This is a genomic window from Micromonospora sp. NPDC005163 (genome assembly GCF_053599835.1).
The window spans coordinates 114,495-138,904 of the sequence record NZ_JBSFYP010000006.1 but is presented as its reverse complement, the minus strand read 5'-3'; the positions used below and the strand labels follow the sequence as shown (position 1 = coordinate 138,904).

Sequence of the window (24,410 nt, the reverse complement as noted above, 5' to 3'; positions counted from 1 at the left end):
TCACTGTCATGTAACACAGGTCCACAAAGGAGGAGACCTTTGAGGAGACGAGTCACAGCCGGTCTGGCCACCGCCACGGCCGCGCTGCTGGCGGCGGGAGTCGTGGCGACGCCGGCCTCCGGCGCCCCGGCGGCGAACCCGACCCCCTCATCCGACAAGGCGGAGCACGGCCGGGACAACCTCCCCGACCCGAAGGCGGATCAGCAGCGGGAGATCCGCAAGCAGGCCATCGCCGACCTGCTCTCCGGCAAGGCCAAGCTGGAAACCCGCAACGGCTCGAAGGTCATCAAGATCAAGGACCGGTTCGTCGAGTACCAGCAGCCGCCGAAGGTCGACCCGATCTTCACCATGCTGGTGAACTTCGGCGACAAGACCGACCCGCGCACCGGCGGGGCAGCCGGCCCGGTGGTCGGCCAAATCCAGGAGCCGGACCGGAACTGGGACGGCGGTACCACCGACGACAACAGCACCTCGTGGTCGTCGAACTACGACCGCCAGCACTACCTGGACATGTTCTACGGTAGTAGCGGCGAGTCGATGCGGGACTTCTACCTGAAGCAGTCCGGCGGCCGCTACACCGTCGGCGGCGACGTCAGCGACTGGGTCACCGTGCCGTTCAACGAGGCGCGGTACGGCTCCAACGCCATCCCCGAGAGCGACGGCTCGTGGAACTTCGTCAAGGACAGCGCCACGTCCTGGTACGACGCCCAGGTCAAGGCCGGCAAGACCCCGGCCCAGATCAAGGAGTACCTCTCCCAGTTCGACATCTGGGACAGGTACGACTTCGACGGCGACGGCGACTTCAACGAGCCCGACGGCTACATCGACCACTTCCAGGCGGTGCACGCCGGTGAGGGCGAGGAGGCCGGCGGTGGCGCCGAGGGCGAGGACGCCATCTGGTCGCACCGCTGGGGTGCCTTCACCGACCTCATGGGCAAGGCCGGGCCGGCCGGCAACCTGGCTGGTGGCGTGCAGATCGGCGACACCGGCCTCTGGATCCGCGACTACACCACGGAGCCGGAGAACGGCGGCCTGGGCGTGTTCGCCCACGAGTACGGCCACGACCTCGGCCTGCCGGACCTGTACGACACGGCCGGCGGCGACAACGGCGTGGGGTTCTGGAGCCTGATGTCCTCCGGTTCGTGGCTGAGCCACGGCAAGGACGACATCGGGACGACCCCGGGCTACATGGACCCGTGGTCGAAGCTCTTCCTCGGCTGGCTGAACCACTCCACGGTGGAGTACGGCAAGGGCACCTCCCAGGTGACGCTCGGGCCGGCCGGTGACAGCGATGGGCCGAAGGCCCAGGCGGTCGTCGTCAACCTGCCGCCGCAGGAGCAGACCAGCACCTACAACACGCCGTTCGGTGGGTCGAACGAGTGGTGGGGCGGCAGCGCGGACAACCTGAACAACAGCCTGACCCGCCAACTCGACCTGACCGGCGCCAGCTCGGCCTCGATCAACGCCAAGGCCTGGTACGACACCGAGGAAGACTACGACTTCTTCTACGCCGAGGTGTCGACCGACAACGGCGCCACCTGGGCGTCGCTGAGCAGCCCGCTCAATGACGTCGGGGAGACCGGTCTCGACGGGTCGTCCGGCGGCAAGTGGGTGGACCTGGACTACGACCTCGCGGCGTACGCCGGAAAGGCCATCCAGTTGCGCTACCGCTACCAGAGCGACGGCGGCAAGCACCTGGCCGGCGTGTTCCTGGACAACATTTCGCTGGTCAAGAACGGCACGGCGGCGTGGACCGACGACGCCGAGACGCTGGCCGCCGAGTGGACCGCCCGGGGCTTCACCCGGATGGGCGGCTCGGTGACCGACTCGTACCCCCGCTTCTACATCGCGGAGAACCGGACCTACTTCGGGTACGACGACGCCCTGCGGACCGGTGGGTACAACTACGGCTTCACCAACACCCGGCCGAACTGGGTGGAGCGGTACGCGAACCAGCCCGGCATGCTGGTCTGGTACGTGAACTACGCGTACGGCGACAACAACACCTCGGAGCACCCGGGGTACGGCCTGGACCTGCCGGTCGACGTCCGCCCGGGCGCGATCACGGTCAAGGGCCAGGGCACCATCACCAACCGCCGTAACGGCTTCGACGCGACGTTCAGCCGGTACGACAAGCCCGCCCAGACCTTCCACCTCAACGGAGTGCCGGTCACCCTGCCGAAGCTGAAGGCCAACCCGGTCTTCGACGACAGCGCGGTGAACCGCTACTGGACGGCGGGCAACGAGCAGAACTCGGTGAAGGTGGCCGGCAGCGGCACTCAGATCGAGATCGTCAAGCAGGGTAAGAAGCCGACCGATGAGATGGTCGTGCGGATCAGAAACTGATCTTCAGGTGGGTGGGTGGGGCCGGTGGCGGAGACGCCGCCGGCCCCACTGTCGTATGCCCGATCGCATTGATCGAAATACGTCACTAAAAGCGCCTTCGGCCGATCCATGCTGGTCAGCGTCGCTGATGAAGCGCAGGGGTGTGACGGTGAAAAGCATTCCCAACAAAATCTTGCAATAAATCGACGCGCCCGTCTTCCCACCCGTCCCGGCAGTGTCTATGTTCACCATTGGTCCCACTAGTGGGATCGATCTATCACCGGCCCGTACCCCTGTTTGGGCCGGGTTCCCTCACACCGGAGGTACCACGTGCGCAAAGTCGCAGTGGGTCTGCTCGGGCTCTCACTGACGGCGACAGGCCTGGCGTTCGGACCGTCCGCCAGTGCCGCGCCGCAGCCGAAGTTGCCGACGGCCGCTCCGTCGGTCGCCGAGCCCGCCTATGCGGACCACGACCTGCCGAACCCGTTGGAGGACAAGCGGCGCGCGCTGCGCCAGGAGGGCCTCAGCGAGGTCCTGTCCGGCAAGTCCAAGGCGGAGAAGGTCAACGGCAGCACGGTCGTCAAGGTAGGCAAGACCCAGGCCGACGGGGTCACCGCCCGCGCGGCCAAGGCGGGTGCGGCCAAGACGAAGGATCAGTACGTCGAGCTCTCCCGGGAGCGGACCGACAAGATCTTCGTGATCCTCGCCGAGTTCGGCAACGAGCGGCACCCGAGTTACCCGGATCAGGACACTGACCCGAACACCGCTGGTCCGACCCGCTTCGATGGGCCGCTCCACAACGAGATCCCGGCTCCCAACCGGGCGGTGGACAACTCCACCGTCTGGCAGCCGGACTTCAACGCGGACCACTACCGGCAGGTGTACTTCGGCACCAACCCAGGTGACGAGTCGCTGAAGCAGTACTACGAGGCCCAGTCCTCGGGTCGCTACAGCGTCGACGGTGAGGTCACCGACTGGGTCAAGGTCCGGTACAACGAGGCCCGCTACGGTCGTTCCGGCGGCTACCCGTGCGCCTCGAACGTCTGCACCAACACCTGGGCCCTGGTCCGGGACGCCGCCAACCAGTGGGTCGCCGACCAGAAGGCCTCGGGTCGCACCGACGCCCAGATCGCCGCCGACGTCAAGTCGATGGACGAGTGGGACCGGTACGACTTCGACTCCGACGGCAACTTCAACGAGTCGGACGGCTACATCGACCACTTCCAGATCGTCCACTCCGGCGGTGACGAGGCCGACGGTGACCCGCACCAGGGTGAGGACGCCGTCTGGAGCCACCGCTGGTACGCCTTCGCCTCCGACCAGGGCAACACCGGTCCGGTCAACTTCCCGGCCGGCGGCACCCAGATCGGCAACACCGGCGTCTGGATCGGCGACTACACGATCCAGCCGGAGAACGGCGGCCGTAGCGTCTTCTACCACGAGTTCGGCCACGACCTCGGTCTGCCGGACGACTACAACGTCGTCAGTGGTGGGGACAACAACAACGAGCACTGGACCCTGATGGCCCAGAGCCGGCTCGGTGCCAAGAACGACGACGGCATCGGCGAGCGCGGCGGCGACCTCGGTGCGTGGAACAAGCTCCAGCTCGGCTGGCTCGACCACGAGACGGTCGTCGCGGGGCAGAAGCGCACGCTGACGCTCGGCCCGCAGGAGTACAACTCGCCGGAGGCTCAGGGCGTCGTGGTCGTCCTGCCGGATCGTGAGTACACCTTCGAGAACGGCGCGCCGTTCGAGGGGACCCAGCAGTTCTTCTCCGGCAACGAGGATGACCTCAACAGCTCGATGACCCGGACGCTGGACTTCACCGGGAAGTCGTCGGCCTCGCTGTCCATGAAGGGCCGCTACAGCATCGAGGCCGGGTTCGACTACATGTTCTTCGAGGCATCCCTCGACGGGGGCCAGACCTGGACGACGCTGCCCGGCACCGCCAACGGCCAGCCGCTGCAGGAGATCTCCGCCGGGCGGTACGCGCTGGACGGCAGCAGCAACGGCCAGTGGGTCGACATCAACATCCCGATGAACGTGGCGGCGGGCAAGGTCGCGCAGTTCCGGCTGCGCTACCAGACCGACGGCGGTGTGTCCGAGGGTGGCTTCTACGGTGACGCCATCACCGTGACCGCTGACGGCCAGACCGTGCTCTCCGACGGCGCCGAGACCGGCGCGGCCGGCTGGGCCCTCGCCGGTGGCTTCGAGGTCGTCGCGGCCACCTACACCCGCGAGTTCGACAACTACTACATCGCGGGCACCCGGTCGTACACCTCGTACGACAAGTACCTGAAGACCGGCCCGTACTTCTTCGGCTACGCGAACACCCGGCCCGACTGGGTGGACCACTACGCGTACCAGGAGGGTCTGCTGATCTCCTACTGGAACCTGCGGTTCGCGGACAACGACACGTTCGCGCACCCGGGTGAGGGTCGGAACATGATCATCGACGCGCACCCGCGGCCGATCTACAACCTGACCGGGGCCGCGTGGCGGGCCCGCGTCCAGGTCTACGACGCGCCGTTCAGCCTGAAGAAGGCGGACTCGTTCACGCTGCACCTGAACAGCCAGGCGCAGTACATCCGCGGTCAGGCCGCGGAGCCGCAGTTCGACGACACCCAGAAGTACTGGTACGCGGAGCTGCCGAACCACGGCGTCAAGCTCCCCGCCACCGGAACCAAGATCAAGGTTCTGGAGCAGGACGGCACCTCGATGAAGATCCGGATCAGCTGACACTGATCCCGCACCAACCAGCGACGCCCGGGCAGGTCACCTGCCCGGGCGTCGCCCTTTGGGTGACCTGCCGCACGCGCCAGCATCATCACTCGTTGACCCGCCCCCGGCCACTCGTGTCGGTAGGGGACAACCCGGGCTTCCCCCTGTTCAAGGCGACCACCAGGGCCGTCGAAGGCGACCGAGTCCTAGGCTGTCTGCCATGACCGACCAGCGCGGCGGAGCCGTCGACGAGTCCTGTGTCCTCACCGAGGGGCCGTGGACGCACCGCTTCGTCGGCGCCAACGGCACCCGTTTCCACGTGGTCGAGGCCGGGACCGGGCCAATGGTGCTGTTCCTGCACGGCTTTCCGGAGCACTGGTGGGCGTGGCACCAGATGCTGCCGGCGGTCGCCGACGCCGGCTTCCGCGCGGTCGCGGTGGACCTGCGCGGCTACGGCGCCAGCGACAAGCCACCCCGGGGGTACGACGGCTACACCCTCGCCGCCGACATGGCCGGGCTGATCCGCGCGCTCGGCGAGCGGTCGGCGACCCTGGTCGGCAGCGGCGTCGGCGGCATGGTCGCCTGGACGGTGGCCTCATTCCACCCGTCGTTGGTTCGCCGGCTGGTGGTACTCGGCGCACCACACCCGCTGCGGCTGCGCGCCGCCATCTTCGCCGACCCGCGCGGCCAGTTCGCCGCCTCCACCCCGGCGCTGAAGTTCCAACTCCCCCGCTACGAGCACGTGCTGACCCGGGACGGCGCGGCCGCCGTGGAGGAGATCCTGCACCGGTGGGGCGGACCACGTTGGGTGGCCGGGCCGGACTTCGAGGCGTACGCCGAGCGTTGCCGGGAGGCGATGCGCATCCCGCAGGCCGCGTTCTGCGCACTGGAGGGATACCGCTGGGCGTTCCGCTCGCTGCTGCGCCTGCACGGCTACCGGTTCGTCCGCCTCATGCAGAAGCCGCTGGTCACTCCGACGCTCCAGCTGCACGGCGCGTTGGATGTCGCCGCCCTGCCACGTACCGCCCTGGGCTCCGGTCGGTACGTCGTGGCGCCGTACGAGTGGCGACTGCTCGACGGGGTCGGGCACTTCCCGCACCTGGAGGCACCGGAGCTGGTGCTCGGCGAGATCCTGCGTTGGGCCAAGTCCTGACCGGTCAGACCCTCTGCTCCCGCAGGTCGGTGACCTCGGCGGCCGGCGCCCAGCCCTGGTAGACGCCGAAGTCGAACACCTCCAGCCGCATCGCCTCGGCCACCGGCCAGCGGCCACCGGTGTATTCCACACGCAGCCAGGCGTCGTGTTCGCCGAGCACGATGAACGGCTGCCCCTGCCAGGTGCAGGTGGTCCGCACGTACGCCAGGTCGTCGATCTCGCTCGCCGGCAGCACCCGCACGTACCGGCCGGCGCGGACCTCCTCGAAGCCCTCACCCGGCTCCGGCTGGTAGAGCCGGATGTCATCGCCGTCCGGGCTGGCCTGGTATTCCCGGCCCTGCCAACGGGCCACGTAGCCGTCCCGCATCATGCCTCACCGACCCGTCGCCACAGCACCGCGTCCGTGTCGAGCACCGCGACCACCCGTTCGGTGCCGTCCGCGCCGACCCGCCAGAGTTGCGCGCCGTACGGCAGCCGAGCGCTGTCCACCTTGAACTCGGCCACCACGTCGCTGCTCTCGCCCGGCGCGAAGCCGTTGCCTCGGAACGGCGAACGCTCAATGACCCAGCCCTCCATCGCCCGCATCGCCGGCTCGTTCTGACCCCCGTACGGAATCCGGTAGAGGCTCGGCCGGTGCGCCGGCCAGCGCAGCACGTAGATCTCCTCGGCGTCCCGCGCGAACGGCGAGCCCGGGTAGCTGAGGCCCAGCGCGTCGTACAACTGGGCCGGCGTGGTCAGGTGCGCCAGCTCCCCGGCCCGGTGCACGAAGCCGGAGACCCGGTCGTACCCCCGATCCAGGTAGTACGCGAGCTGGCTCGGTGCGATCGCCTTCTGCATCACGGTCGGCCGGGCGGGGTCGACCGCCGCCGGGGCGTACCGGGGGCGGGCTGCGGGCTCCGCCTCGACCGGCTGCTCCTCCGGGTCCACCTCCAGGTCGTCGCCGAGCCCCACCTCCGCGGCCCAGTTCGCCAGCGCGACGATCTGCTCGCCGGGCAGCTTCGCACCGACCGGGGTGCCGGGGTTGACGGCGAACGACCAGTCCTCGTCCGGCCAGCGCCGGATCAGCTGGGCGAACTTCACCCGGACGATGTCGACATCACCGTCAACGTGGTCGGCGAGACGCTCCGGGGACGTGTAGACCACGACGTACGTCTCGCCGTCCAACTGCCCGGTACGCCATACGAAACCCGGGTCGCCCGGACGGCTGCCGCGCACCGAGTCCGGTGCCGCCGGCAGGAGCACGCGGGCCAGCAGCAGGGTGGACAGGAAGGTATCCGTGCTGCCGGCGCCGGCAGCGCCGAGCAGGTCCTCCTCCACCGTGTTGGCGGGCAGGAACTCGACCGGGGCCGAGGCCTCCGCCGGCGCGGGCTGCCCGTCGCCGACCGGGACCGGGCGGTGCCCGATGTCGTCGGCGTCGGGCCGCGCCGACTCCGGACCGCTCTCCACGTGAGGTCGCGGCGGTTGGCTGCCGAGGTCCGGGCCGACCTGCTCGCCGCCGACGTCGCGGCCGGCCCGATCCGTGCCGTTCATGCCGACGGGTGTTCCGCCGAGGTCGGCGGGATCCACCCCGCCCGGACGGACACCGACCGGGTCGTCGACGCGCACACCACCCAGCGCCGCGTCCGCCGGACCACCCTCACCCGGACCACCCACGCCCGAACCGGCCTCCGCCGGGTCGAACGGACGCGGACCGGAGGGCACCGGGCCGTACGGACGCGGGCCGAACGGGGGCGGGCTGGAAGGCGGTGGGCCGAACGACGGCGACGCCGCGGAGTCCGGGCCGGAAGGGGACGAGCCGAACGACGACGGGGCGGCGGACTTCGGGCTTGGCCGCGCGGTCGCGTCGGCCACGCTGCTCGCCTCGACCGGTTCGGTGAGGTCGCGGGACTCGATGATGGTGCCCTCGATGACGATGGGCGTGAAGCCGCGGCGCGGCGCGGGCGGGCCGGAGACCGGTTCCGCGATGGACGGAGGCAGCTCCTCCACCGGCTCGAACCGGCCCGGGTCGCCGGGCCGGCCGCGCGGGATCGCCTGCGTCTCGTCGGCCGAGGGAGCGGGCCGGGTCAGCGGCGGCTCGCCGGTGGCCCGACCGGGCGACCGGAAGGCGCGGGTCGGCTCCTCGGCGAGCGGGGCCGGCCGGTGGGGCGGCAGGGGCTGGGTGGGCTCGTCGTCCGGCGCCGGTGCGCGTACTCCTCTGGAGACGCCCGGGTCACCGGCTGGCGGCCGCAGCGGCCGGGTGGCGTCCGGATCCGGCATCGGAAAGGCCACGGTCGCGCCATCGCCGGCCGGTGCGTCGGCGGGACGGCGACGCGGAAAGGGCTGGCTGCCCCGCCCGAACCGGGACGGCGGCACCGCGCGGTCGCCGGGTCGGCCCCCACCCGAGGTCGGACCGGCCGCCCGATCCCGGCCGGACGCAGGTTCGAAGAAGGAACGCCCGCCGCTCTGGGCGCTGCCGTTGCCGACGGCCGGGCCGTCGACGTCGGCGCCCGGCCGACTCGGAGGCGGCCAGGCCGGGCCGGGAGCCGGCTGGTCAGCCGGGACGACACCGGGGTGGTCGGCGGGCTTCAACGGCGCGAACCGGGACGCGGCGGGCCGGCTCGTGGGTATGGATTCGGCGCCCGGACCGCCGGGTCGGGGCGGGCCGGTCGGGTACCGCTGACCGGCGGCGGGCATGTCCTCTCCGCGCCGCGACAGCTCACCCGGGCCCGGCGTTCGGGACGACGTGCCGGGGGCCGCCGGAGCGCCCATTCGGGGCACCGCGCCACGCGTCGGCGCGGGCCGCCCGGGCGGGGTCGCCACCGGGTCGGGCCCGGGCGACGTGGATCCCGGGGCGGTCGGAACGTCGCGACCGGTCACACCCGTCCTGGACCGGGCCAGGGTCTCCGCGCGCTCCAGCCGGGCGCGGGCACCCATGGCGCGGCCGGGCAGCCGGACGTCACCCCGGGAGAGCTGGGCGACGAACCAGGCCGGCAGGTATCCCTCGACGGGCAGCCCTGGGTTGACCGCGAGCCACCACTCGTGGTTGGGCCAGCCGACCGCGAGTTCCGTGAAGGGGATGCGCCGGTTGCTGCCGGGGTGCTCGCCGAGGCAGGTCCGCAGCGCGGCGGCGGAGGTGAACGCCAGCACGTGGGTCCGGCCACCGGTGGTCCAGGTGCCCCAGCCGGGGGGTGCCTGACCGGGCGGTGCTGGCGCGGAGACCGGCAACAGCAGATCGGTGCGGGACAGGAGCCGGAAGTACAGCTCCTGGTCGTTGGCGCGCAGCGCGTCCCGCATCGCCACCTCGGCCTCCGTGGCCGGCTCCCATTCGGTCACGGCCACCTCTCCTTCCGAGAACAGGCCACAGGTATCGCGTACAACCTACAAGGTGGTATCAAGATCACAATGGCTGGCCGTCGGCGGTCTGCCGGGACGCCCGTGAGGCGATAACATCCCGTCCCGGAGCCGACACCATACGGAGGCCGTCGATGTCCCGGTCGATTGCGCGCCCGGTCCTGGCAGGGTTGGCGGCCACCCTGCTGACCGGCGCGGCCGCCCCGGCCGTCGCCGCCGGTGCCGCACTTCGAGCGGCTCCGGCCTGCGCCACCCCACTCGCCCCCGTACGGCCGGTCACGGCCCTGCCCTGGCCGCAGCAGCGGTACGACCCCGCACGGCTCGCGCCGCTGGCCACCGGCGCCGGGGTGACGGTGGCGGTGGTCGACTCCGGGGTCGACCGGGCGCACCCCCACCTGGTCGGGCGGGTGCTGGCCGGCACCGACCTCCTCGATTCCGGCGGAGACGGCCGCAGGGACTGCGCCGGTCACGGCACCGGCGTGGCGAGCATCATCGCCGCGGCACCACACGACCCGGCGTCGCCTTCCACGGCCTGGCGCCGGGCGCCCGGATTCTGCCGGTGCGGGTGAGTGAGCAGCAGGTGGTGCAGGGGCGCGAGTCGGGGCGTACGGTCAGCGCCCGCGAGTTCGCCCGGGCCATCCGCTGGGCCGTGGACCATGACGCCGACGTGGTGAACCTCTCCGTGGTGCTGTACGTCGACGACCCGGAGGTCCGCTCCGCCGTGCGGTACGCGGTCGACCGGGACGTGGTGCTGGTGGCCGCCGCCGGCAACCTGCACGACAGCGGGAACCCGCGTCCGTTCCCCGCCGCGTACGACGGGGTGCTCGGTGTGGGTGCGATCGGGGCGGACGGCGGGCGGGCAGGCTTCTCGCAGACCGGCCCCTATGTCGATTTGGTGGCACCGGGCAGCGAGGTGCTGACCGCCGCGCCCGGCCAGGGCCACCACCGGGTCGAGGGCACCAGCTACGCGACGCCGTTCGTGGCCGCCACCGCGGCGCTGCTGCGCCAGTACCGACCCGAACTGACCGCCGCCCAGGTGGCGGAGCGGATCGTCGCCACCACCGATCCGGCACCCGGGGCGGGCGGCGGGTACGGCGCCGGTGTGCTGAACCCGTACCGGGCGGTCACCGAGACCGGTGGCGGGCGACCGGCCGGCCCTCGGACGGTCGCCGCGCTCGCCGACGACCGGGCCGATCCGGCGCTGGTCGCGCGCCAGGCTCGTCGGGCGACGGCCCGGGACCGGGCCCTGCTGGTCGGCGCGGTGATCGGCACGACGGCGGTCACGGTGGTGCTGCTCGCCCTGACGCTGCCCCGGGGTGCCCGCCGACGCTGGCGGCCCGCCGACCCGGCCTGACCCTCGCACCCGACCGCCCCGCTCCCCGATCAGGCGCGGCCGGAGCGCCGACCCACACACGGTCAGCGCTCGCGGCCCGCCTCGACCAACCTCCCTGGACAGCACATCTAGGTCACTGGAACAGCCCGGTGTTCGTCTTCTCGGTGTCCAGATAGTCGGCGGCCGAGTCGTTCACCGCCAGCCTGATGTCGCGCAGCATCGCCTGAAGGTCGTGCGAGGCGGACCGCCACCGCGCCTGGCGCTGCTCATACGCCTGCCGGGCCTCGCCGGCCCAGCTCGCCACCAGCGGCGCGGCGTCCCGTTCGAGCTGGCCGAGCTGCGAGTCGCGCGTGTTCAGCGCCTTCTGGATGTCCACGCCTGCCTGCTGAAGCGCGGCGAAGTTGACGACCAGCACACCGTGGTCCATCGGATCTCCCTCCCGAGCGGGGGTCAGAGCGGCAGCTGGATGCCGCCGCGGTTGGTGCCGGCCACCCGGCTGGCCGCCTCGTCGTCCGAGACGTCGTACTTCCGGCCGGCGGTGCGGATCGCTCCGGCGGTTTCGCGCAGCGCCCGGTGCAGCGCGGCCTGGTCCTGTGACCACTGCTGCTTGACCTGCTCGAACGACCGCCCGCCGGCGCCGCGCCAAGCCTGCTGCAACACCTCCAGCTCGGCCAGCAGGCCGGTCAGCATGGACTGCAACGACTGATCCACCTGCTCGAACTTCGCGGCGGTCTGCTGCATCACCGCGGATTCTGCCTGAGTCTGGGACACCCGGACGTCACCTCGTTTCCTCGGTCGTGACTGGCCGTCGACGCGCCCACCCTGGGGGTGCGCCGCTCGCGTGGCCCGGTCGTCGAGCACGGTGGACGCGGGTCAGCGACGAACTTCGTGGCTGACGGTAGCGGCCCGGTTGCGGTTCTGCTACCCCTCGCCTCTCCCCTGTGGACAACCACGACGGACATCGGTCGCTTACGATGTGCCGCAGCCACGTAGCGGCGTGTGACGAGCCGCGGGAGCGGCCGACCGGCCGGCGCGGTCCACACTCCCTGAGGAGGCGCGGTGCCGGCGACAACCACCGGAGGGTCGCAATCGGCGACTGCGGTCGGGCCCGGGCCGGGTGTTGTCGCGCCAGCGATCGGGCAGGGAATTGGCCCGCCGGGGGCCGGGGCGGGCGGGTCCAGCGGCACCGATGCCGGAGTCGCCGAGCGGGGCAGCCCCCACCGCCGGCCGCCGATCGCCCGCTGGGCCTCCGTGGGTCGGCGCGGGGGCACCGGGGTACGCGCCGGTCAGCTGGTCACCGGGCAGGTCGCGGTGGCGCTCGTCCTCGCCGCCCTGGGCCGGGGCGTGCCGGTCACGGTCGCGGCCCTGCTGGCGGCGGTGCTGCTGGTGGCGACCGCCTGGGTCCGGGTCCGCGGTCGGTGGCTCTTCGAATGGCTGGCCATCGCCGCCGGGCACCTGACCCGCCGGCGCGCGCTGGCCGGGCCGGCGGGCCCGGCGGAGCTGCTCGGCCTGATCGCCCCCGGCACCGTGGTCCGCTCGACGGAGTTCTCCGGCGGGCCGGCCGCGGTGCTGGAGGACACCGGCGGCATGGTGGCGCTGCTGGAGCTCGGCGATTCCGGCGACCTGCTCGGCGACGCGTCCCGGGCCGTCCCCACACCGTCCGCGCTGCTTCCGCCCGTTGGGCCGGACGTGCCGCCGCTGCGGATTCAACTGCTGCTCGCCGGGACGCCGGCCCCGGTGCCGGCGGCGGGCGGCACGGTCGGCACGTCGTACCGGCAGCTCACCGACGGGCGGCTCGCCGGGCGGGAGAGGGCGGTGCTCGCGGTCCGGGTGCTGCGGGTGGACGGCTGGTCCGAGGAGGACCTGCGCCGGGTGCTCGCCGGCACGGTACGCCGGATCGTCCGCCGGCTCCGGCCGTTGACCGCCCGGCCGCTCGGTGTGCCGGCGGCGCTGCGCGTCCTGGTCGAGCTGGCCCACCACGACGGCCATCCGGTGCGGGAGTCCTGGCCGGCGCTCCGGTCCGGCGCTCTCCTCCAGGCCACCTTCCGCCTGAGCCGCTGGCCGCGCGCCGACGGTGCGGGCGCGACCCGGCTGGTGCCACGGCTGCTGGCGCTGCCGGCGACCGCGACGACGGTCTCGCTCTGCGCGGGCCCGCCGCCGGTCAGCGGCACGACGGGGGTGCCGACCGAGCTGACCGTACGCCTGGCCGCCGGAACGGCGACGGAGCTGACCGCCGCCGCGGAGGCGCTGGACCGGCTGGTGACCGGCCTTGGTGGGGAGCTGAGTCGGCTGGACGGCGCGCACCTGGCCGGGCTGGCCCGCACGCTGCCGCTGGCTCTCGCGACGCCCGGTGCGCAGTCGCGGCCCGCGCTGGACGACTGGGAGCTGACCCTCGGCGGGGCGGGAATGATGGTCGGCACGAACCGGCACGGTGGGGCGGTCACCGTTCGGCTGTTCCGGCCGGAGAGCACCCGGGTGCTGCTGGTCGGCGGGGTGCGTGCCGCCCAGTTGGTGGCACTGCGCGCGATGGCGCTGGGCGCCCTGGTGGTTGTCCAGACCGGACGCCCCCGCGCCTGGGAGCCGTTCGTCCGGGGCGTGGGCGCGCCGGGCGGGACGATCCCGCTGATTCCGCCGGGTCCGCCGGTCGCCGACGGGGTGGGCACGGCGCTGCGGCCGTTGCTGCTGGTGGTCGACGCCGGGCCGGTGCCGGCCGACGCCGAGCCGGGTCCGCCCTGGCGGGCGACCCTGGTGGTCCGGGACGAGCTGACCCCGGCGGACGTGGACGCGCTGACCCGGGCCGACCTGGCGGTGCTGCAACCGCTGGACGCCACCGAGGCCGCGCTGGCCGGCACCGCGCTGGGGCTGGGCGGCTCGGCCGAGTGGTTGACACGGATCCGGGACGACATGGTGGCCGTGGTGAACCGGCGTGCGCTGCGCTGGGCGCTGCTCTCCCCCACCCCGATCGAGGCGCAGCTCATCGGACGGCCCGCGCGACGCTGAACCGATCCGATCGTCGATCGGCGGGTTACGCCGCTGCCCGGTCCGTGGCACGATCCCCGCCATGGGTTTTCTGAAAGGGCTGCTGATTCGGCTGGCCACCACGGCGCTGGCCTTCTGGCTGGCCACACTCCTCATTCCGGGCATCACTCTGGAGTCGAACTCCACCGTCGAGACGGTCACCACGCTGCTCCTGGTGGCGGCGATCTTCGGCGTGGTCAACGCGGTGCTCCAACCGATCATCAAGACCGTCGGTTGTGGCTTCTACCTCCTGACCCTGGGTCTCATCGCGCTGGTGGTGAACGGGCTGCTGTTCCTGCTCACCAGCTGGATCGCCGACCAGGCCGGGCTGCCGTTCTCGGTGGACGGCTTCTGGCCTGCCGCCGTGCTGGGCGCGCTCTTCGTGAGCATCGTGACCTGGATCCTCGGCGCCATCCTCGACCGGGACTGACCAGGATCGCCCCGGACCGCCCGGGGCCCCGGCCGTGGCCGGAGCCCGGGCGGTCCGGTGACCAGAGTCCGGGAATTGGCCGGCGCGGGGGCCGGCCCTGGCGGCTAGCGTCATGCGGTGTTCTCGCTGACCCGCTCCGACGGCCACCTGCTCAGCACCGATCCCGCCCGGCTCGATCTGGATCGGTTGCACCGGTGGCTGTCCACCGACGCGTACTGGGCACTGGGCCGGGACCGGGAGACGGTCGTCCGGGCGTTCGCCGGCTCGCTGCCGTTCGGCGTCTACCGGCCCGGGGACGGCCGCCAGGTGGCGGTGGCCCGGGTGGTCACCGACGGCGCCACGTTCGCCTGGCTCTGCGACGTGTACGTGGACCGCCCCGCCCGGGGTCACGGGTTGGGCGGCTGGCTGGCCGCCGGCGTCCGCGACCACCTGGCCGAGCTGGGCGTACGCCGGATCCTGCTCTGCACCAACGACGCGCACGAGGTGTACGCACGGGTCGGTTTCGCTCCCCTGGACGAGCCCACGCGATGGATGCAGCTCGACCGGCGTCCACCGGTGACCCCGGTCACCGGAAAGGAACAAAGCGCGGTTTGACCCCTTACGGTGAAGGCGTGACGTCACTCCGCCTGGGATACCTCTACGGCCTCGGCGCGTACCTGCTCTGGGGCTTCTTCCCGCTCTACCTCAAGCTGCTGCGACCGGCCGGTCCGCTGGAGATTCTCGCCCACCGGATCGTCTGGTCGGTGGTCTTCGTGGCCCTGCTGCTGGCCGCGCTGCGCAACGTCGGCTTCCTGCGGGCGTTGCTGCGCCGGCCCTGGGCACTGGCCGGAATCGTCGTCGCCGCAGCCCTGATCGCGATCAACTGGGGCACCTACATCTACGGGGTCAACTCGGACCGGGTGGTGGAGACCGCGCTCGGCTACTTCATCAACCCGCTGGTGGTGGTGCTGCTCGGGGTGACGGTGCTGCGGGAGCGGCTGCGCCTGGCGCAGTGGGTGGCGCTGGGCATCGGCGCGTCGGCGGTCGCGGTGCTCGCCGTGGACTACGGCCGGCTGCCCTGGCTGGCCCTGACCCTGGCGTTCAGCTTCGGCGGCTACGGCCTGATCAAGAAGCGGCTCGGGCTGCCCGCCGCGGAGGGGCTCTTCGTCGAGTCGGCGGTGCTGGCGCTGCCCGCGCTGGGCTACCTGGCCTGGCTGACCCGGCGTGCCGAGTCGACCTTCGGGCAGGTCTCGGCCGGGCACACCGCGCTGCTGGTGCTGGCCGGCGCGGCCACCGCAATCCCACTGCTGCTCTTCGCCGGGGCCGCCAACCGGCTGCCGCTGACCAGCCTCGGCATGATCCAATACCTGGCGCCTATCCTCCAGCTCGGCTGCGGTGTGCTGATCTTCCACGAGCCGATGCCACCGGCCCGCCTCGCCGGCTTCGCGCTCGTCTGGCTCGCCCTCGTCGTCTTCACCGCCGACGCCGTCCGCCAGTCCCACCGCACCCGCGCCCACGCCCGCGCCGCCACCCCTCGCACCCCCGTTCCCGCACCCTGATCCGGGGTCAGGGGACGGCGTAGGACAGGACCGGGGTGCCGTCGGCACGTTGAAGTTCGACGCTGACCAGCTCGGCGTCTGTGAACCGGGTGGCGCCGGTGAACTGCAGGGCGTCGCCCGGCGCGGCCAGCCAGGAGCCGATCTGCTCGGTGGCACCGTCGGGCCCACGCGCCACCAACCGGAAGGTGTACGCCTTGCCGTAGCCGGTCCGCGGGTCGTACCCGCAGCGCATGGTCACCTCGGTGCCCCAGTCGGTGCCGGTCAGCCCGATCTCGGCGTGCACCGGCCCGGCGGCGGCCACCGGCCGCATGGCGACCATCGACACCTGCGGCCCGGGATTCCCCGGAGAACCCGGGGTGCCACGCAGCACCGTCGCGGCGCCCACGCCGACCACCAGCGCGAACGCGGCGGCGACCAGCCCGGTCAGCGCGTACCGCCGGCGGGTTGCCCACCGCTCACGCCGCCGACGGGCCCTGGCCTCCTCGATCAGCGCGGGCACCCGGGGCGGGGCGGGTGGCGGCAGGAACTGCTCCAGACCCGCCGGGTCGAGACGACCGAGCAGCCCGGGCAGGACGGCGATCTCGGCGACCGCGTCCCGGCAGGAGGCACAGCCGGCAAGGTGCCGCTCGTACGCCGCCCGCTCGGCGGGGGCCAGGGCGCCCAGCACGTACGCGCCGTCGTCGTGCGCGAACTCGCACCGGGTCATCCCGTCACTCCCATCTCAGCCAGGACCAACCGTAATGACCGCAGCGCGTAGTGGGTGCGGGACTTCACGGTGCCCGGCGGCACACCGAGCCGGGACGCCGCCTCGGCCACCGACCGCCCCTGGTAGAAGCACTCGACCAGGACCTCACGGTGGGTCGGGCTGAGCCGGTTCAGCGCCTCGGCGACGGTCCACGCCTCCACGGCGCGCTCAGCCTCGTCGATCACCTCCGGCGGTTCCGGTATCTCGTCGGTGTACACCTCACCGACCCGGGTGGACCGCCGACGCCAGGCGTCGATGGCGAGGTTGCGGGCGGTGGTGAAGAGCCAGGCCCGCACCGAGCCGCGTCGCGGATCGAGCGACTCCGGGTGCCGCCAGGCCCGCAGCAGCGTCTCCTGCACCAGGTCCTCAGCCCGCTGCCGATCCCCGTTGACCAGCCGGAGGGCGTGGGCGTACAGCGCCTCCGCGTGCTCGTCGTGCAGCGCGCGCAGCAGTTGGGCGTCGTGGTCGCTGATGGCGGTCTCCTCACTCCCGGCGCGCGTCGGGCGGTGCGTCCGCTCGTGAATACGTGCGGTCACGCCGATCGGTTCAGCCCGAGGTCAGACCGGTTACGTGCGGTTGGCGCCCGCGGAGGTGTTCACGCCTGGTTCACATCGCGGCCGACGACCGCTCACCGCGTCCTCCTAGCGTCCGGCTGGTACGCCCGGCCATCGACTGATCCCGCGTGCCACCGACCTTCCCAGGAGGCTCCTTCCATGAGCGACCGTCCCCGGCTGCTCCCGCTGTTGGGTGCCACTCGCCACGGCAGCCGTGACGCCATGACCTGTCTCTACCGCTGCGGAAACGCCTGTGACCACCCGGTCCCGAACACCTCCGACAACGCGTACTTCGGTGATGTGGTGAACGCCGAGGTCTCACGGCGCGGCGTGGTCCGGGCCGGCGCGGTCGGCGCGCTGGTCCTCGGCTTCGGTGGTGCGGCGGCCGGCGCGGCGCCCGCCATGGCCGCCCCCGCGATCCCGGACGTCCCGGAGGCGTTCGGTTTCGGACGCCCCAGCACCGGTGTCGGCAGCGGCGCGCTGACGTTCAAGCCGATCCCGCCGAACAAGTTGGACACGCTGGTCGTGCCGAACGGGTACGACCACGCCGTGGTCATCAAGTGGGGTGACCCGGTGGTGCCGGGCGCGCCCGAGTTCGACGTGCACCGGCAGACCGCCGCGGCGCAGTCCCGGCAGTTCGGCTACAACAACGACTTCGTGGGCGTGTTGCCGCTGGACAAGCGCGGCAACCGGGCGCTGCTCGTGGTCAACCACGAGTACACCAACGAGGACCTCATGTTCCCGGGCTTCCCGGGTTTGGACGGGCTCTCGGTGGAGCAGCTGCGCACCGCGATGGCCGCACACGGCATGTCCGTGCTGGAGATCGAGCGGGTCGCCGGCACCGGGCAGTGGAAGCCGGTCGACAACGGCCGTCGGCCGTACAACCGCCGGATCACCGCGCTCGGCACCAGGTTCGACCTGACCGGCCCGGCGGCCGGCTCGGCCTGGCTGAAGACCGCCGCCGACCCGAAGGGCCGTACGGTTGTCGGCACGCTGAACAACTGCGCCGGCGGCGTGACCCCGTGGGGCACCGTGCTCTCCGGTGAGGAGAACTTCAACCAGTACTTCGTCGGCGCCGACGGGGCGCCGGCGGAGCTGAAGCCGAAGCTGGACCGCTACGGCATCAGCACGGCGTCCCGCTACCCCAGCGGCAGCCGCAAATGGGAGCGCGCCGACGAGCGCTTCGACCTGGCCAAGCACCCCAACGAGGCGCACCGGTTCGGCTGGATCGTCGAGATCGACCCGTTCGACCCGGAGAGCCGCCCGCGCAAGCACACCGCGATGGGCCGGTTCAAGCACGAGGGCGCGAACGTGATCGTGGCCGGGGACGGCCACGTGGTCGCGTACATGGGCGACGACGAGCGGTTCGACTACCTGTACAAGTTCGTCTCGGACAACAGGTTCATGAAGGGCAACTCCTGGGCTGCCCGCAAGCACAACCTGACGCTGCTGGAGTCCGGAACCCTGTACGTGGCGCAGCTGGACCAGACCAGCGCGGCCGAGATCGACGGCTCCGGCAAGCTCCCCGCCGACGGCGCGTTCAACGGCCGGGGCCGCTGGATCAAGCTGGTCAGCGGCAACCGTTCGTTCGTCGACGGGATGACCGCCGCGGACGTTCTCACCTTCACCCGGCTCGCCGGCGACAGGGTCGGCGCGACCAAGATGGACCGCCCCGAGGACGTCGAGCCGAGCCTGCTCACCGGCAAGGTGTACGTGGCGTTGACGAACAACACCAACCGGGGCGTCGGCAGCAGCCCGAAGGCCGACGAGGCCAACCCGCGGAACGCCAACAAGCACGGGCAGATCCTGGAGCTGGTGGAGGACCGCGGCGACAACACCGCCGAGACGTTCGCCTGGTCGCTGCCGATCGTCTGCGGCGACCCCACCGACCCGTCGACGTTCTTCGCCGGGTACGACAAGACCAGGGTCTCCCCGATCTCCTGCCCGGACAACATCGCCTTCGACGCCACCGGAAACCTGTGGGTCTCCACGGACGGCAACGCGCTGGGCAGCAACGACGGTCTCTTCGCCACCGCGGTGGAGGGCCCGGAGCGTGGGCACCTCAAGCAGTTCCTGACCGTGCCGCTCGGCGCGGAGACCTGCGGCCCGTTCATCACCGGCGACAACCGCTCGGTCTTCGTCGCCGTGCAGCACCCGGGTGAGATCACCGGGGCCTCGGTGGAGAACCCGGCCTCCAACTGGCCGGACGGCGACTACGCCAAGCCCGGCGTGGCGGTCACCTGGCGCCTGGACGGCGGCCCGGTGGGCAGCTGACGTTGCTCCGGCGGTCCGGCGCTGGACCGCCACGAGAGGCCCTCTCCCAGCCGGGGAGAGGGCCTCTCGGCGTCCGGGTCAGTGGTCGGCGGCGATGCCGTCGGCGACGGCGCGGGCCACCGTGAGCAGCTTGGCCCGGACCACGCGGGCGGAGGTCATCATCTCGCTGGCGGGCAGCGCGCAGGCCAGCACGACCCGGCGTTCCATGTCCTTGTCCGGCGTGACCAGCACGGACGCGCAGGCCACCCCCTGGCGGAACTGGCCCAGCTCCAACTGCATCCCCCGCCGGTCGCCGGCGGCCAGGTCGGCCTCGAACGTCTCGGTGCTGGTCAACGTCGCGGTGGTGAACGGACGCATGCCGTACTCCCGCAGGTAGCGGAAGCGCTGTTCGGCGGTGAGGGTGGCGAGCAGGGACTTGCCGAGGGCGGTGGCGTGCGCCCCCTCGTCGAAGCCGGGGACCAGGTCCTCCAGGTAGGGCGACCGGGGGCCCTCGGCGACCGCCGTGAGGGCGACCTGGCCACCGACGAAACGGCCCAGGTAGTGGCTGTAGCCGGTGTCCGCGGCGGCCCGCCGCAGCGTCTCACCGACCGCCGGCGGCCCCCGGAACGCGGTCACCAGCTCCCGGTAGCGGTCGGCCACCTCCAACCCCACGATGTACGTGCCGTCCTCCCGACGGATCACGTAGCCCTCGTAGGCCAGGGTGCGGACCAGGTGGTACGTAGTGGCCACGGTCAGCTCGCAGCGCCGGGCGATCTGCTTGACGGTCAGGCCCTTCGGGGCGCGACCGACCGACTCCAGCACCCGCAGCGCTCGGGACACGCTGCGGATCAGGTCCGAAGGTTCTGCCAAGGGGTCGCGCACAACCACCTCCGCCGCCGGGGACTTACACCATATGAAAAACAGGCCCGGTGCGAAATGCCTGTTCGGGTCGAGGATGCCAGATCACCATCCACGCCTTGTGCACCGGCGGTCACCGGGAGTGGTCCGAGCGCGACTCGCGTAGGTTTGCCGGACGATGACCGACACCGCCCTCACCCCCGATCCCGACACCGCCCGCACCCGCCCGATCCGGGCCGGCGCCGGTGCTGTCCTCACCACCGTGGCCTGCGTGCTGCCCGTCTTCCTGCTCGGCGGCCTCGCCGTGCAGATGGGCGCGGACCTCGGGTTCTCGCCGGCCGGTCTGGGCCTGGCCGTGGCCGTCTACTTCGGGGTCAGCGCGCTGGCCTCGGTGCCCTCCGGTCGCCTGGTCGAGCGGTACGGGCCGGCAATGGTGGCCCGCTGTGGCATCGTGCTGGCCGCCGCGTCGATGCTCGCCGTGGCGGTGTTCGCCCGGTCGTATGCGGCGCTGGTCGGGCTGTTGGCGCTCAGCGCCGCCGCGAACGCCCTCGGTCAGTTGGCCAGCAACGCCGTGCTGGCGCAGCACGTCCCGACCCGCCGGCAGGGGCTGTCGTTCGGCGTCAAGCAGGCGGCCATTCCGGTCTCCACCCTGCTGGCCGGCGCGGCGGTGCCCACCATCGCCCTCACCGCCGGCTGGCGCTGGGCGTTCGTGGCCGCCGCCGGTGCGGCGCTGACGACGCTGCCCGCCGTACCCCGGCACGTGCCCGGCCGCGCCCGGCGGGCAGGCGCCACACGTGCTGGCCGGGCCACGGTGGCGCTGGTGGTGATCGGTGTGGCGGCGGCGCTGGCCGCGGCCGCGGCCAACGCGCTGGGCACCTTCCTGGTGGACTCAGCGGCCGCCCGGGGGCTCTCACCGGCCCTCGCCGGTCTCACGCTGACCCTGGGCAGCGCGGTCTGCGTGGTGGCCCGGGTGGGTGCCGGCTGGTTGGCCGACCGCCGCACCGGCGGTCACATCGCGCTCATCGCCGCGATGCTGGTGGTCGGTGCCGGTGGGCTGGGCCTGCTCGCGTTGACCGGCACGGTGCCGCTGGTGGCCGGCGTGGTGCTCGGCTTCGGCCTGGGCTGGGCCTGGCCCGGTCTGGTGAACTTCGCGGTGGTCCGGCTCCACCCGCAGGCCCCGGCCGCCGCCACCTCGATCACCCAGACCGGGGTGTACGCGGGCGGCTGTCTCGGCCCACTGAGTCTCGGCCCGCTCGCCGCCCACCTCGGCTACCCGACGATGTGGACCACGGCGGCGGTGTCCATGCTGCTCGCCGCCGCTCTGATGCTCGTCGGCAGCCGCCTGCTGAGCCGCATCGCCGCCGGGGCGAACGGAGCCGGAGATCAGCTGGTGCGGTCGGCGATGTAGTCGCAGAGCGATTCGAGGGCACGGCGGGACGGGCCGGCCGGGAGCGGGGCCAGGCGCGCGCGAGCGTCCTCGGCGTAGCTGCGCACGGTCTCCCGGGCACGCTTGAGCGCCGGGCTCTCCCGGAGCAGCCCCAGCGCCTCAGCGTGCAGCGCGTCGTCGGTCAGCGGGCCGGTGGCCAGGATCTCCCGCAGCCGCACCGAGGACGCGTCGAAGTCGTCCGCCGCGCGGGCGTAGAGCACCGGCAGTGTGGGGACACCCTCGCGCAGGTCCGTGCCGGGCGTCTTGCCCGACTGCACCGACTCGGAGGCGATGTCCAGCAGGTCGTCGGAGAGCTGGAAGGCGACGCCGATCGTCTCGCCGTAACCGGCGAGGGCTTCCACGTGCTCCGGGGCGGCACCGCTGAACATGCCGCCGAACCGGGCCGACGTGGCGATCAGGGAGCCCGTCTTCTCGGCGATCACGTGCAGGTAGTGCGCGACCGGGTCGTCGCCGGCGCGCGGCCCGACGGTCTCCGCGATCTGGCCGTGCACGAGTCGGGCGAAGGTCCGCGCCTGCAACCTGACCGCTTCCGGGCCCAGGTCGGCCGCGATGTCCGCGGCCCGGGCGAAGAGGTAGTCACCGACCAGGATGGCCACCGAGTTGGTCCAGCGGGAGTTCGCGCTCGGCGCGCCCCGGCGCACGGCCGCCTCGTCCATCACGTCGTCGTGGTAGAGCGTGGCCAGGTGGGTGAGCTCCATCACCACGGCCGCCGGAACCACCCGCGGGCTGGTGGGGTCGCCGAACTGGGCGCCCAGCGCCACCAGCAACGGCCGGAACCGCTTCCCGCCGGCCTCGACGAGGTGCCGGGCGGCCTCGGTGACGAACGGGTCGGCGCTGGCCACACTGGCCCGCAACTCGACCTCGACCCCGTCCAGCAGACCCAGCACGGACGCCTCGACGCGGGGATCGGCGAGATGGAGGCCGAGCGCGCCGAACTGACTCGTGCTCGCCCGACCCCGGCGACCGCCGGAACCGGTGGCACCTGAACGCTGGCCAGCCGGAATCACCACGCATCAACCATGCCACACCCCTTCTACCTGCTCCGGGCGGGGGATACGCACGGGGGCCGGCACGCGAACGCGTGCCGGCCCCCGGATTGCCGAGGCTCTGGTCAGCGCACGAAGTCGGCGGCTCCGGTGGCCAGGTCGAGCAGCGGCGCCGGGGCGATGCCCAGCACCAGGGTGGCCAGCACGCCGATCATCAGCGCGGCGGAGGTGAGGCCGCCGGGCACGGTGACGGTCGGCGTGGACTCGCCCGGCTCGGACAGCCACATCATCACCACGACCCGCAGGTACGGGAAGGCCAGCACCATGCTGGTCAGCACACCGGCGATCACCAGCCAGGCGTGACCGCTGTCCAGCGCCGCCCCGAAGACCGCGAACTTGCTCATGAAGCCGCTGGTCAGCGGGATGCCGGCGAAGGCCAGCAGGATGAACGTGAACAGCCCGGCGAAGAACGGCGAGCGTCGTCCCAGCCCGGCCCAGCGGGACAGGTGGGTGGCCTCCCCGTCGTCGTCCCGGACCAGGGTCACCACCGCGAACGCGGCCAGCACCGAGAAGCCGTACGCGACCAGGTAGAACATGGTGCCGGCGAGCCCTTCGCGGCTCGGCGCCAGCACGCCGACCAGCAGGTAGCCGGCGTTGGCGATCGAGGAGTACGCGAGCAGCCGCTTGATGTCGGTCTGGGTGACCGCGAGCACCGCGCCGACCAGCATGGTCAGCACCGCCACCGTGCCGAGCACCGGAGTGAAGTCCCAGGCGGCGCCGGCGAACGCGACGTGGAAGACACGCAGCAGCGCGCCGAACGCGGCGACCTTGGTGCAGGCGGCCATCAAACCGGTGACCGGGGTCGGCGCGCCCTGGTAGACGTCCGGCGTCCACACGTGGAACGGGGCCGCCCCGGCCTTGAAGAGCAGGCCGATGGCGAGCAGCGCCATGCCGGCGAAGAGCAGCACCGGGCTGGCCGGCGACTCGGTCACCGCCGCGTTGATGGTGGCGAAGTCGACCCCGGCCACCCGACCCGGGATGCCGGCGGTGAAGCCGTAGATCAGCGCCACGCCGAACAGGAAGAACGCCGAGGCGTACGCGCCGAGCAGGAAGTACTTCATCGCCGCCTCCTGGCTCAGCAGCCGCCGGCGACGAGCCAGCGCGCAGAGCAGGTACAGCGGCAGCGAGAAGACCTCCAGCGCGATGAACATCGTCAGCAGGTCGTTCGCCGCCACGAAGATCAGCATGCCGCCGATCGCGAACGTGGTGAGCGGGTAGACCTCGGTGAGCCCGTTGCGCCCCTCGGCCTGCCGCCGGTCGTCGGCCGACTCGGCGGTCACCGCGGCCTGGGCGACGAACGCCCCGCCGCGCTCCACCGAGCGGTCACCGATCAGCAGCAGCGCCATCGCAGCCAGCACCAGGATCGCGCCCTGGAGGAAGAGCGTCGGACCGTCCACCGCGAGGGCCTGACCGGCGGTGATGATCCGGTCGTCGGCGTTGAGGACGACCATCGTCAGCGCGGCGAGGACGGCCAGCAGGGCCAGCGTCAGCTGCACGACGTGCCGCAGGCGCCGGGGAACGAAGGCCTCGACCAGCACGCCGAGCAGGGCGACGCCCAGCATGATCATGATCGGGGCGAGCGCCGCGTAGTTGAGCGACGGCAGTTTCAACTCGGTCACTGGGCCGACCTTTCGTTCACGACTGCGGGGCTCGCAAGCT

18 protein-coding genes and 1 pseudogene are annotated in these 24,410 nt (G+C 72.2%); 10 read left to right on the top strand and 9 right to left on the bottom strand.

What is annotated here, in order from left to right; all coding sequences use genetic code 11:
• Window positions 1–39: 39 nt before the first annotated feature.
• The 3 genes from ACWD6N_RS07495 (at window position 40) to ACWD6N_RS07485 (ending at window position 6,199) form a co-directional block, all read left to right on the top strand.
• Window positions 40–2,346: an immune inhibitor A domain-containing protein gene (locus ACWD6N_RS07495; RefSeq protein ID WP_354967347.1), complete on the top strand. Its 2,307-nt coding sequence runs from the start codon at window positions 40–42 to the stop codon at window positions 2,344–2,346.
• A 324-nt stretch (window positions 2,347–2,670) separates the two neighbouring features.
• The gene (locus ACWD6N_RS07490; protein ID WP_354967369.1) at window positions 2,671–5,064 is read left to right on the top strand and encodes an immune inhibitor A domain-containing protein; all 2,394 of its coding nucleotides are present in this window, start codon (window positions 2,671–2,673) and stop codon (window positions 5,062–5,064) included.
• A 202-nt stretch (window positions 5,065–5,266) separates the two neighbouring features.
• Complete coding sequence (locus tag ACWD6N_RS07485; RefSeq protein WP_354967346.1) at window positions 5,267–6,199, top strand: alpha/beta fold hydrolase; 933 nt, start codon at window positions 5,267–5,269, stop codon at window positions 6,197–6,199.
• 4 nt (window positions 6,200–6,203) lie between these two features.
• Here ACWD6N_RS07485 and ACWD6N_RS07480 read toward each other — a convergent pair whose 3' ends face one another.
• Entirely contained in the window at window positions 6,204–6,569 is a 366-nt protein-coding gene (locus ACWD6N_RS07480) for a hypothetical protein (protein ID WP_354967345.1), read from the bottom strand.
• On the bottom strand, window positions 6,566–9,511 hold the full coding sequence (locus tag ACWD6N_RS07475; protein ID WP_387328439.1) for an SseB family protein: 2,946 nt from the start codon (window positions 9,509–9,511) through the stop codon (window positions 6,566–6,568). Before ACWD6N_RS07475 ends, ACWD6N_RS07480 begins: the two co-directional genes overlap by 4 nt.
• Window positions 9,512–9,663: 152 nt before the next feature.
• Here ACWD6N_RS07475 and mycP point away from each other — a divergent pair.
• Window positions 9,664–10,883: pseudogene (gene mycP / locus ACWD6N_RS07470) on the top strand (type VII secretion-associated serine protease mycosin).
• 112 nt (window positions 10,884–10,995) lie between these two features.
• Here the strand turns inward: mycP and ACWD6N_RS07465 are convergent.
• The gene (locus ACWD6N_RS07465; RefSeq protein ID WP_354967343.1) at window positions 10,996–11,289 is read right to left on the bottom strand and encodes a WXG100 family type VII secretion target; all 294 of its coding nucleotides are present in this window, start codon (window positions 11,287–11,289) and stop codon (window positions 10,996–10,998) included.
• Between the two features lie 23 nt (window positions 11,290–11,312).
• Window positions 11,313–11,633: a WXG100 family type VII secretion target gene (locus ACWD6N_RS07460; RefSeq protein ID WP_354967342.1), complete on the bottom strand. Its 321-nt coding sequence runs from the start codon at window positions 11,631–11,633 to the stop codon at window positions 11,313–11,315.
• A 288-nt stretch (window positions 11,634–11,921) separates the two neighbouring features.
• Between ACWD6N_RS07460 and eccE the strand changes: the two genes are divergently transcribed.
• From eccE to rarD, 4 genes are all read left to right on the top strand, one after another.
• Entirely contained in the window at window positions 11,922–13,862 is a 1,941-nt protein-coding gene (eccE, locus tag ACWD6N_RS07455; protein ID WP_387328444.1) for a type VII secretion protein EccE, read from the top strand.
• A gap of 61 nt (window positions 13,863–13,923) precedes the next feature.
• On the top strand, window positions 13,924–14,310 hold the full coding sequence (locus ACWD6N_RS07450) for a phage holin family protein (protein ID WP_354967340.1): 387 nt from the start codon (window positions 13,924–13,926) through the stop codon (window positions 14,308–14,310).
• Window positions 14,311–14,427: 117 nt separating this feature from the next.
• Window positions 14,428–14,904: a GNAT family N-acetyltransferase gene (locus ACWD6N_RS07445; protein ID WP_354967339.1), complete on the top strand. Its 477-nt coding sequence runs from the start codon at window positions 14,428–14,430 to the stop codon at window positions 14,902–14,904.
• Between the two features lie 17 nt (window positions 14,905–14,921).
• On the top strand, window positions 14,922–15,848 hold the full coding sequence (rarD, locus tag ACWD6N_RS07440) for an EamA family transporter RarD (RefSeq protein ID WP_354967338.1): 927 nt from the start codon (window positions 14,922–14,924) through the stop codon (window positions 15,846–15,848).
• 7 nt (window positions 15,849–15,855) lie between these two features.
• Here rarD and ACWD6N_RS07435 read toward each other — a convergent pair whose 3' ends face one another.
• Window positions 15,856–16,554, bottom strand: a complete 699-nt coding sequence (locus ACWD6N_RS07435; RefSeq protein ID WP_354967337.1) for an anti-sigma factor family protein — start codon at window positions 16,552–16,554, stop codon at window positions 15,856–15,858.
• The gene (locus ACWD6N_RS07430; RefSeq protein WP_354967368.1) at window positions 16,551–17,066 is read right to left on the bottom strand and encodes a sigma-70 family RNA polymerase sigma factor; all 516 of its coding nucleotides are present in this window, start codon (window positions 17,064–17,066) and stop codon (window positions 16,551–16,553) included. Before ACWD6N_RS07430 ends, ACWD6N_RS07435 begins: the two co-directional genes overlap by 4 nt.
• A 240-nt stretch (window positions 17,067–17,306) precedes the next feature.
• Here ACWD6N_RS07430 and ACWD6N_RS07425 point away from each other — a divergent pair, with 240 nt between their 5' ends.
• Window positions 17,307–19,421: a PhoX family protein gene (locus ACWD6N_RS07425; protein ID WP_450004534.1), complete on the top strand. Its 2,115-nt coding sequence runs from the start codon at window positions 17,307–17,309 to the stop codon at window positions 19,419–19,421.
• 78 nt (window positions 19,422–19,499) lie between these two features.
• Here ACWD6N_RS07425 and ACWD6N_RS07420 read toward each other — a convergent pair whose 3' ends face one another.
• Window positions 19,500–20,282 carry an IclR family transcriptional regulator gene (locus ACWD6N_RS07420; RefSeq protein WP_354967335.1) on the bottom strand — a complete coding sequence of 261 codons (783 nt, stop codon included), beginning with the start codon at window positions 20,280–20,282 and terminating at the stop codon, window positions 19,500–19,502.
• Window positions 20,283–20,436: 154 nt separating this feature from the next.
• On the opposite strand from ACWD6N_RS07420, the gene ACWD6N_RS07415 reads away from it, so the two are divergent.
• The gene (locus tag ACWD6N_RS07415; protein WP_354967334.1) at window positions 20,437–21,666 is read left to right on the top strand and encodes an MFS transporter; all 1,230 of its coding nucleotides are present in this window, start codon (window positions 20,437–20,439) and stop codon (window positions 21,664–21,666) included.
• Here the strand turns inward: ACWD6N_RS07415 and ACWD6N_RS07410 are convergent.
• Window positions 21,642–22,715 (bottom strand): polyprenyl synthetase family protein, encoded by a 1,074-nt coding sequence (locus ACWD6N_RS07410; protein WP_354967333.1) that lies wholly within the window; start codon window positions 22,713–22,715, stop codon window positions 21,642–21,644. The genes ACWD6N_RS07415 and ACWD6N_RS07410 overlap by 25 nt on opposite strands.
• Before the next feature lie 101 nt (window positions 22,716–22,816).
• Window positions 22,817–24,370, bottom strand: coding sequence for an NADH-quinone oxidoreductase subunit NuoN (gene nuoN, locus ACWD6N_RS07405; RefSeq protein ID WP_354967332.1), 1,554 nt, complete (start codon window positions 24,368–24,370; stop codon window positions 22,817–22,819).
• Between the last annotated feature and the right edge of the window lie 40 nt (window positions 24,371–24,410).

What these genes read in the sequence shown, in the direction of transcription:
- ACWD6N_RS07435 (WP_354967337.1), bottom strand. Translation starts at nt 16,554, where the DNA reads ATGACCCGGTGCGAGTTCGCGCACGACGACGGCGCGTACGTGCTGGGC.
- ACWD6N_RS07425 (WP_450004534.1), top strand. Translation starts at nt 17,307, where the DNA reads ATGAGCGACCGTCCCCGGCTGCTCCCGCTGTTGGGTGCCACTCGCCAC.
- ACWD6N_RS07480 (WP_354967345.1), bottom strand. Translation starts at nt 6,569, where the DNA reads ATGATGCGGGACGGCTACGTGGCCCGTTGGCAGGGCCGGGAATACCAG.
- ACWD6N_RS07415 (WP_354967334.1), top strand. Translation starts at nt 20,437, where the DNA reads ATGACCGACACCGCCCTCACCCCCGATCCCGACACCGCCCGCACCCGC.
- ACWD6N_RS07450 (WP_354967340.1), top strand. Translation starts at nt 13,924, where the DNA reads ATGGGTTTTCTGAAAGGGCTGCTGATTCGGCTGGCCACCACGGCGCTG.
- ACWD6N_RS07485 (WP_354967346.1), top strand. Translation starts at nt 5,267, where the DNA reads ATGACCGACCAGCGCGGCGGAGCCGTCGACGAGTCCTGTGTCCTCACC.
- ACWD6N_RS07465 (WP_354967343.1), bottom strand. Translation starts at nt 11,289, where the DNA reads ATGGACCACGGTGTGCTGGTCGTCAACTTCGCCGCGCTTCAGCAGGCA.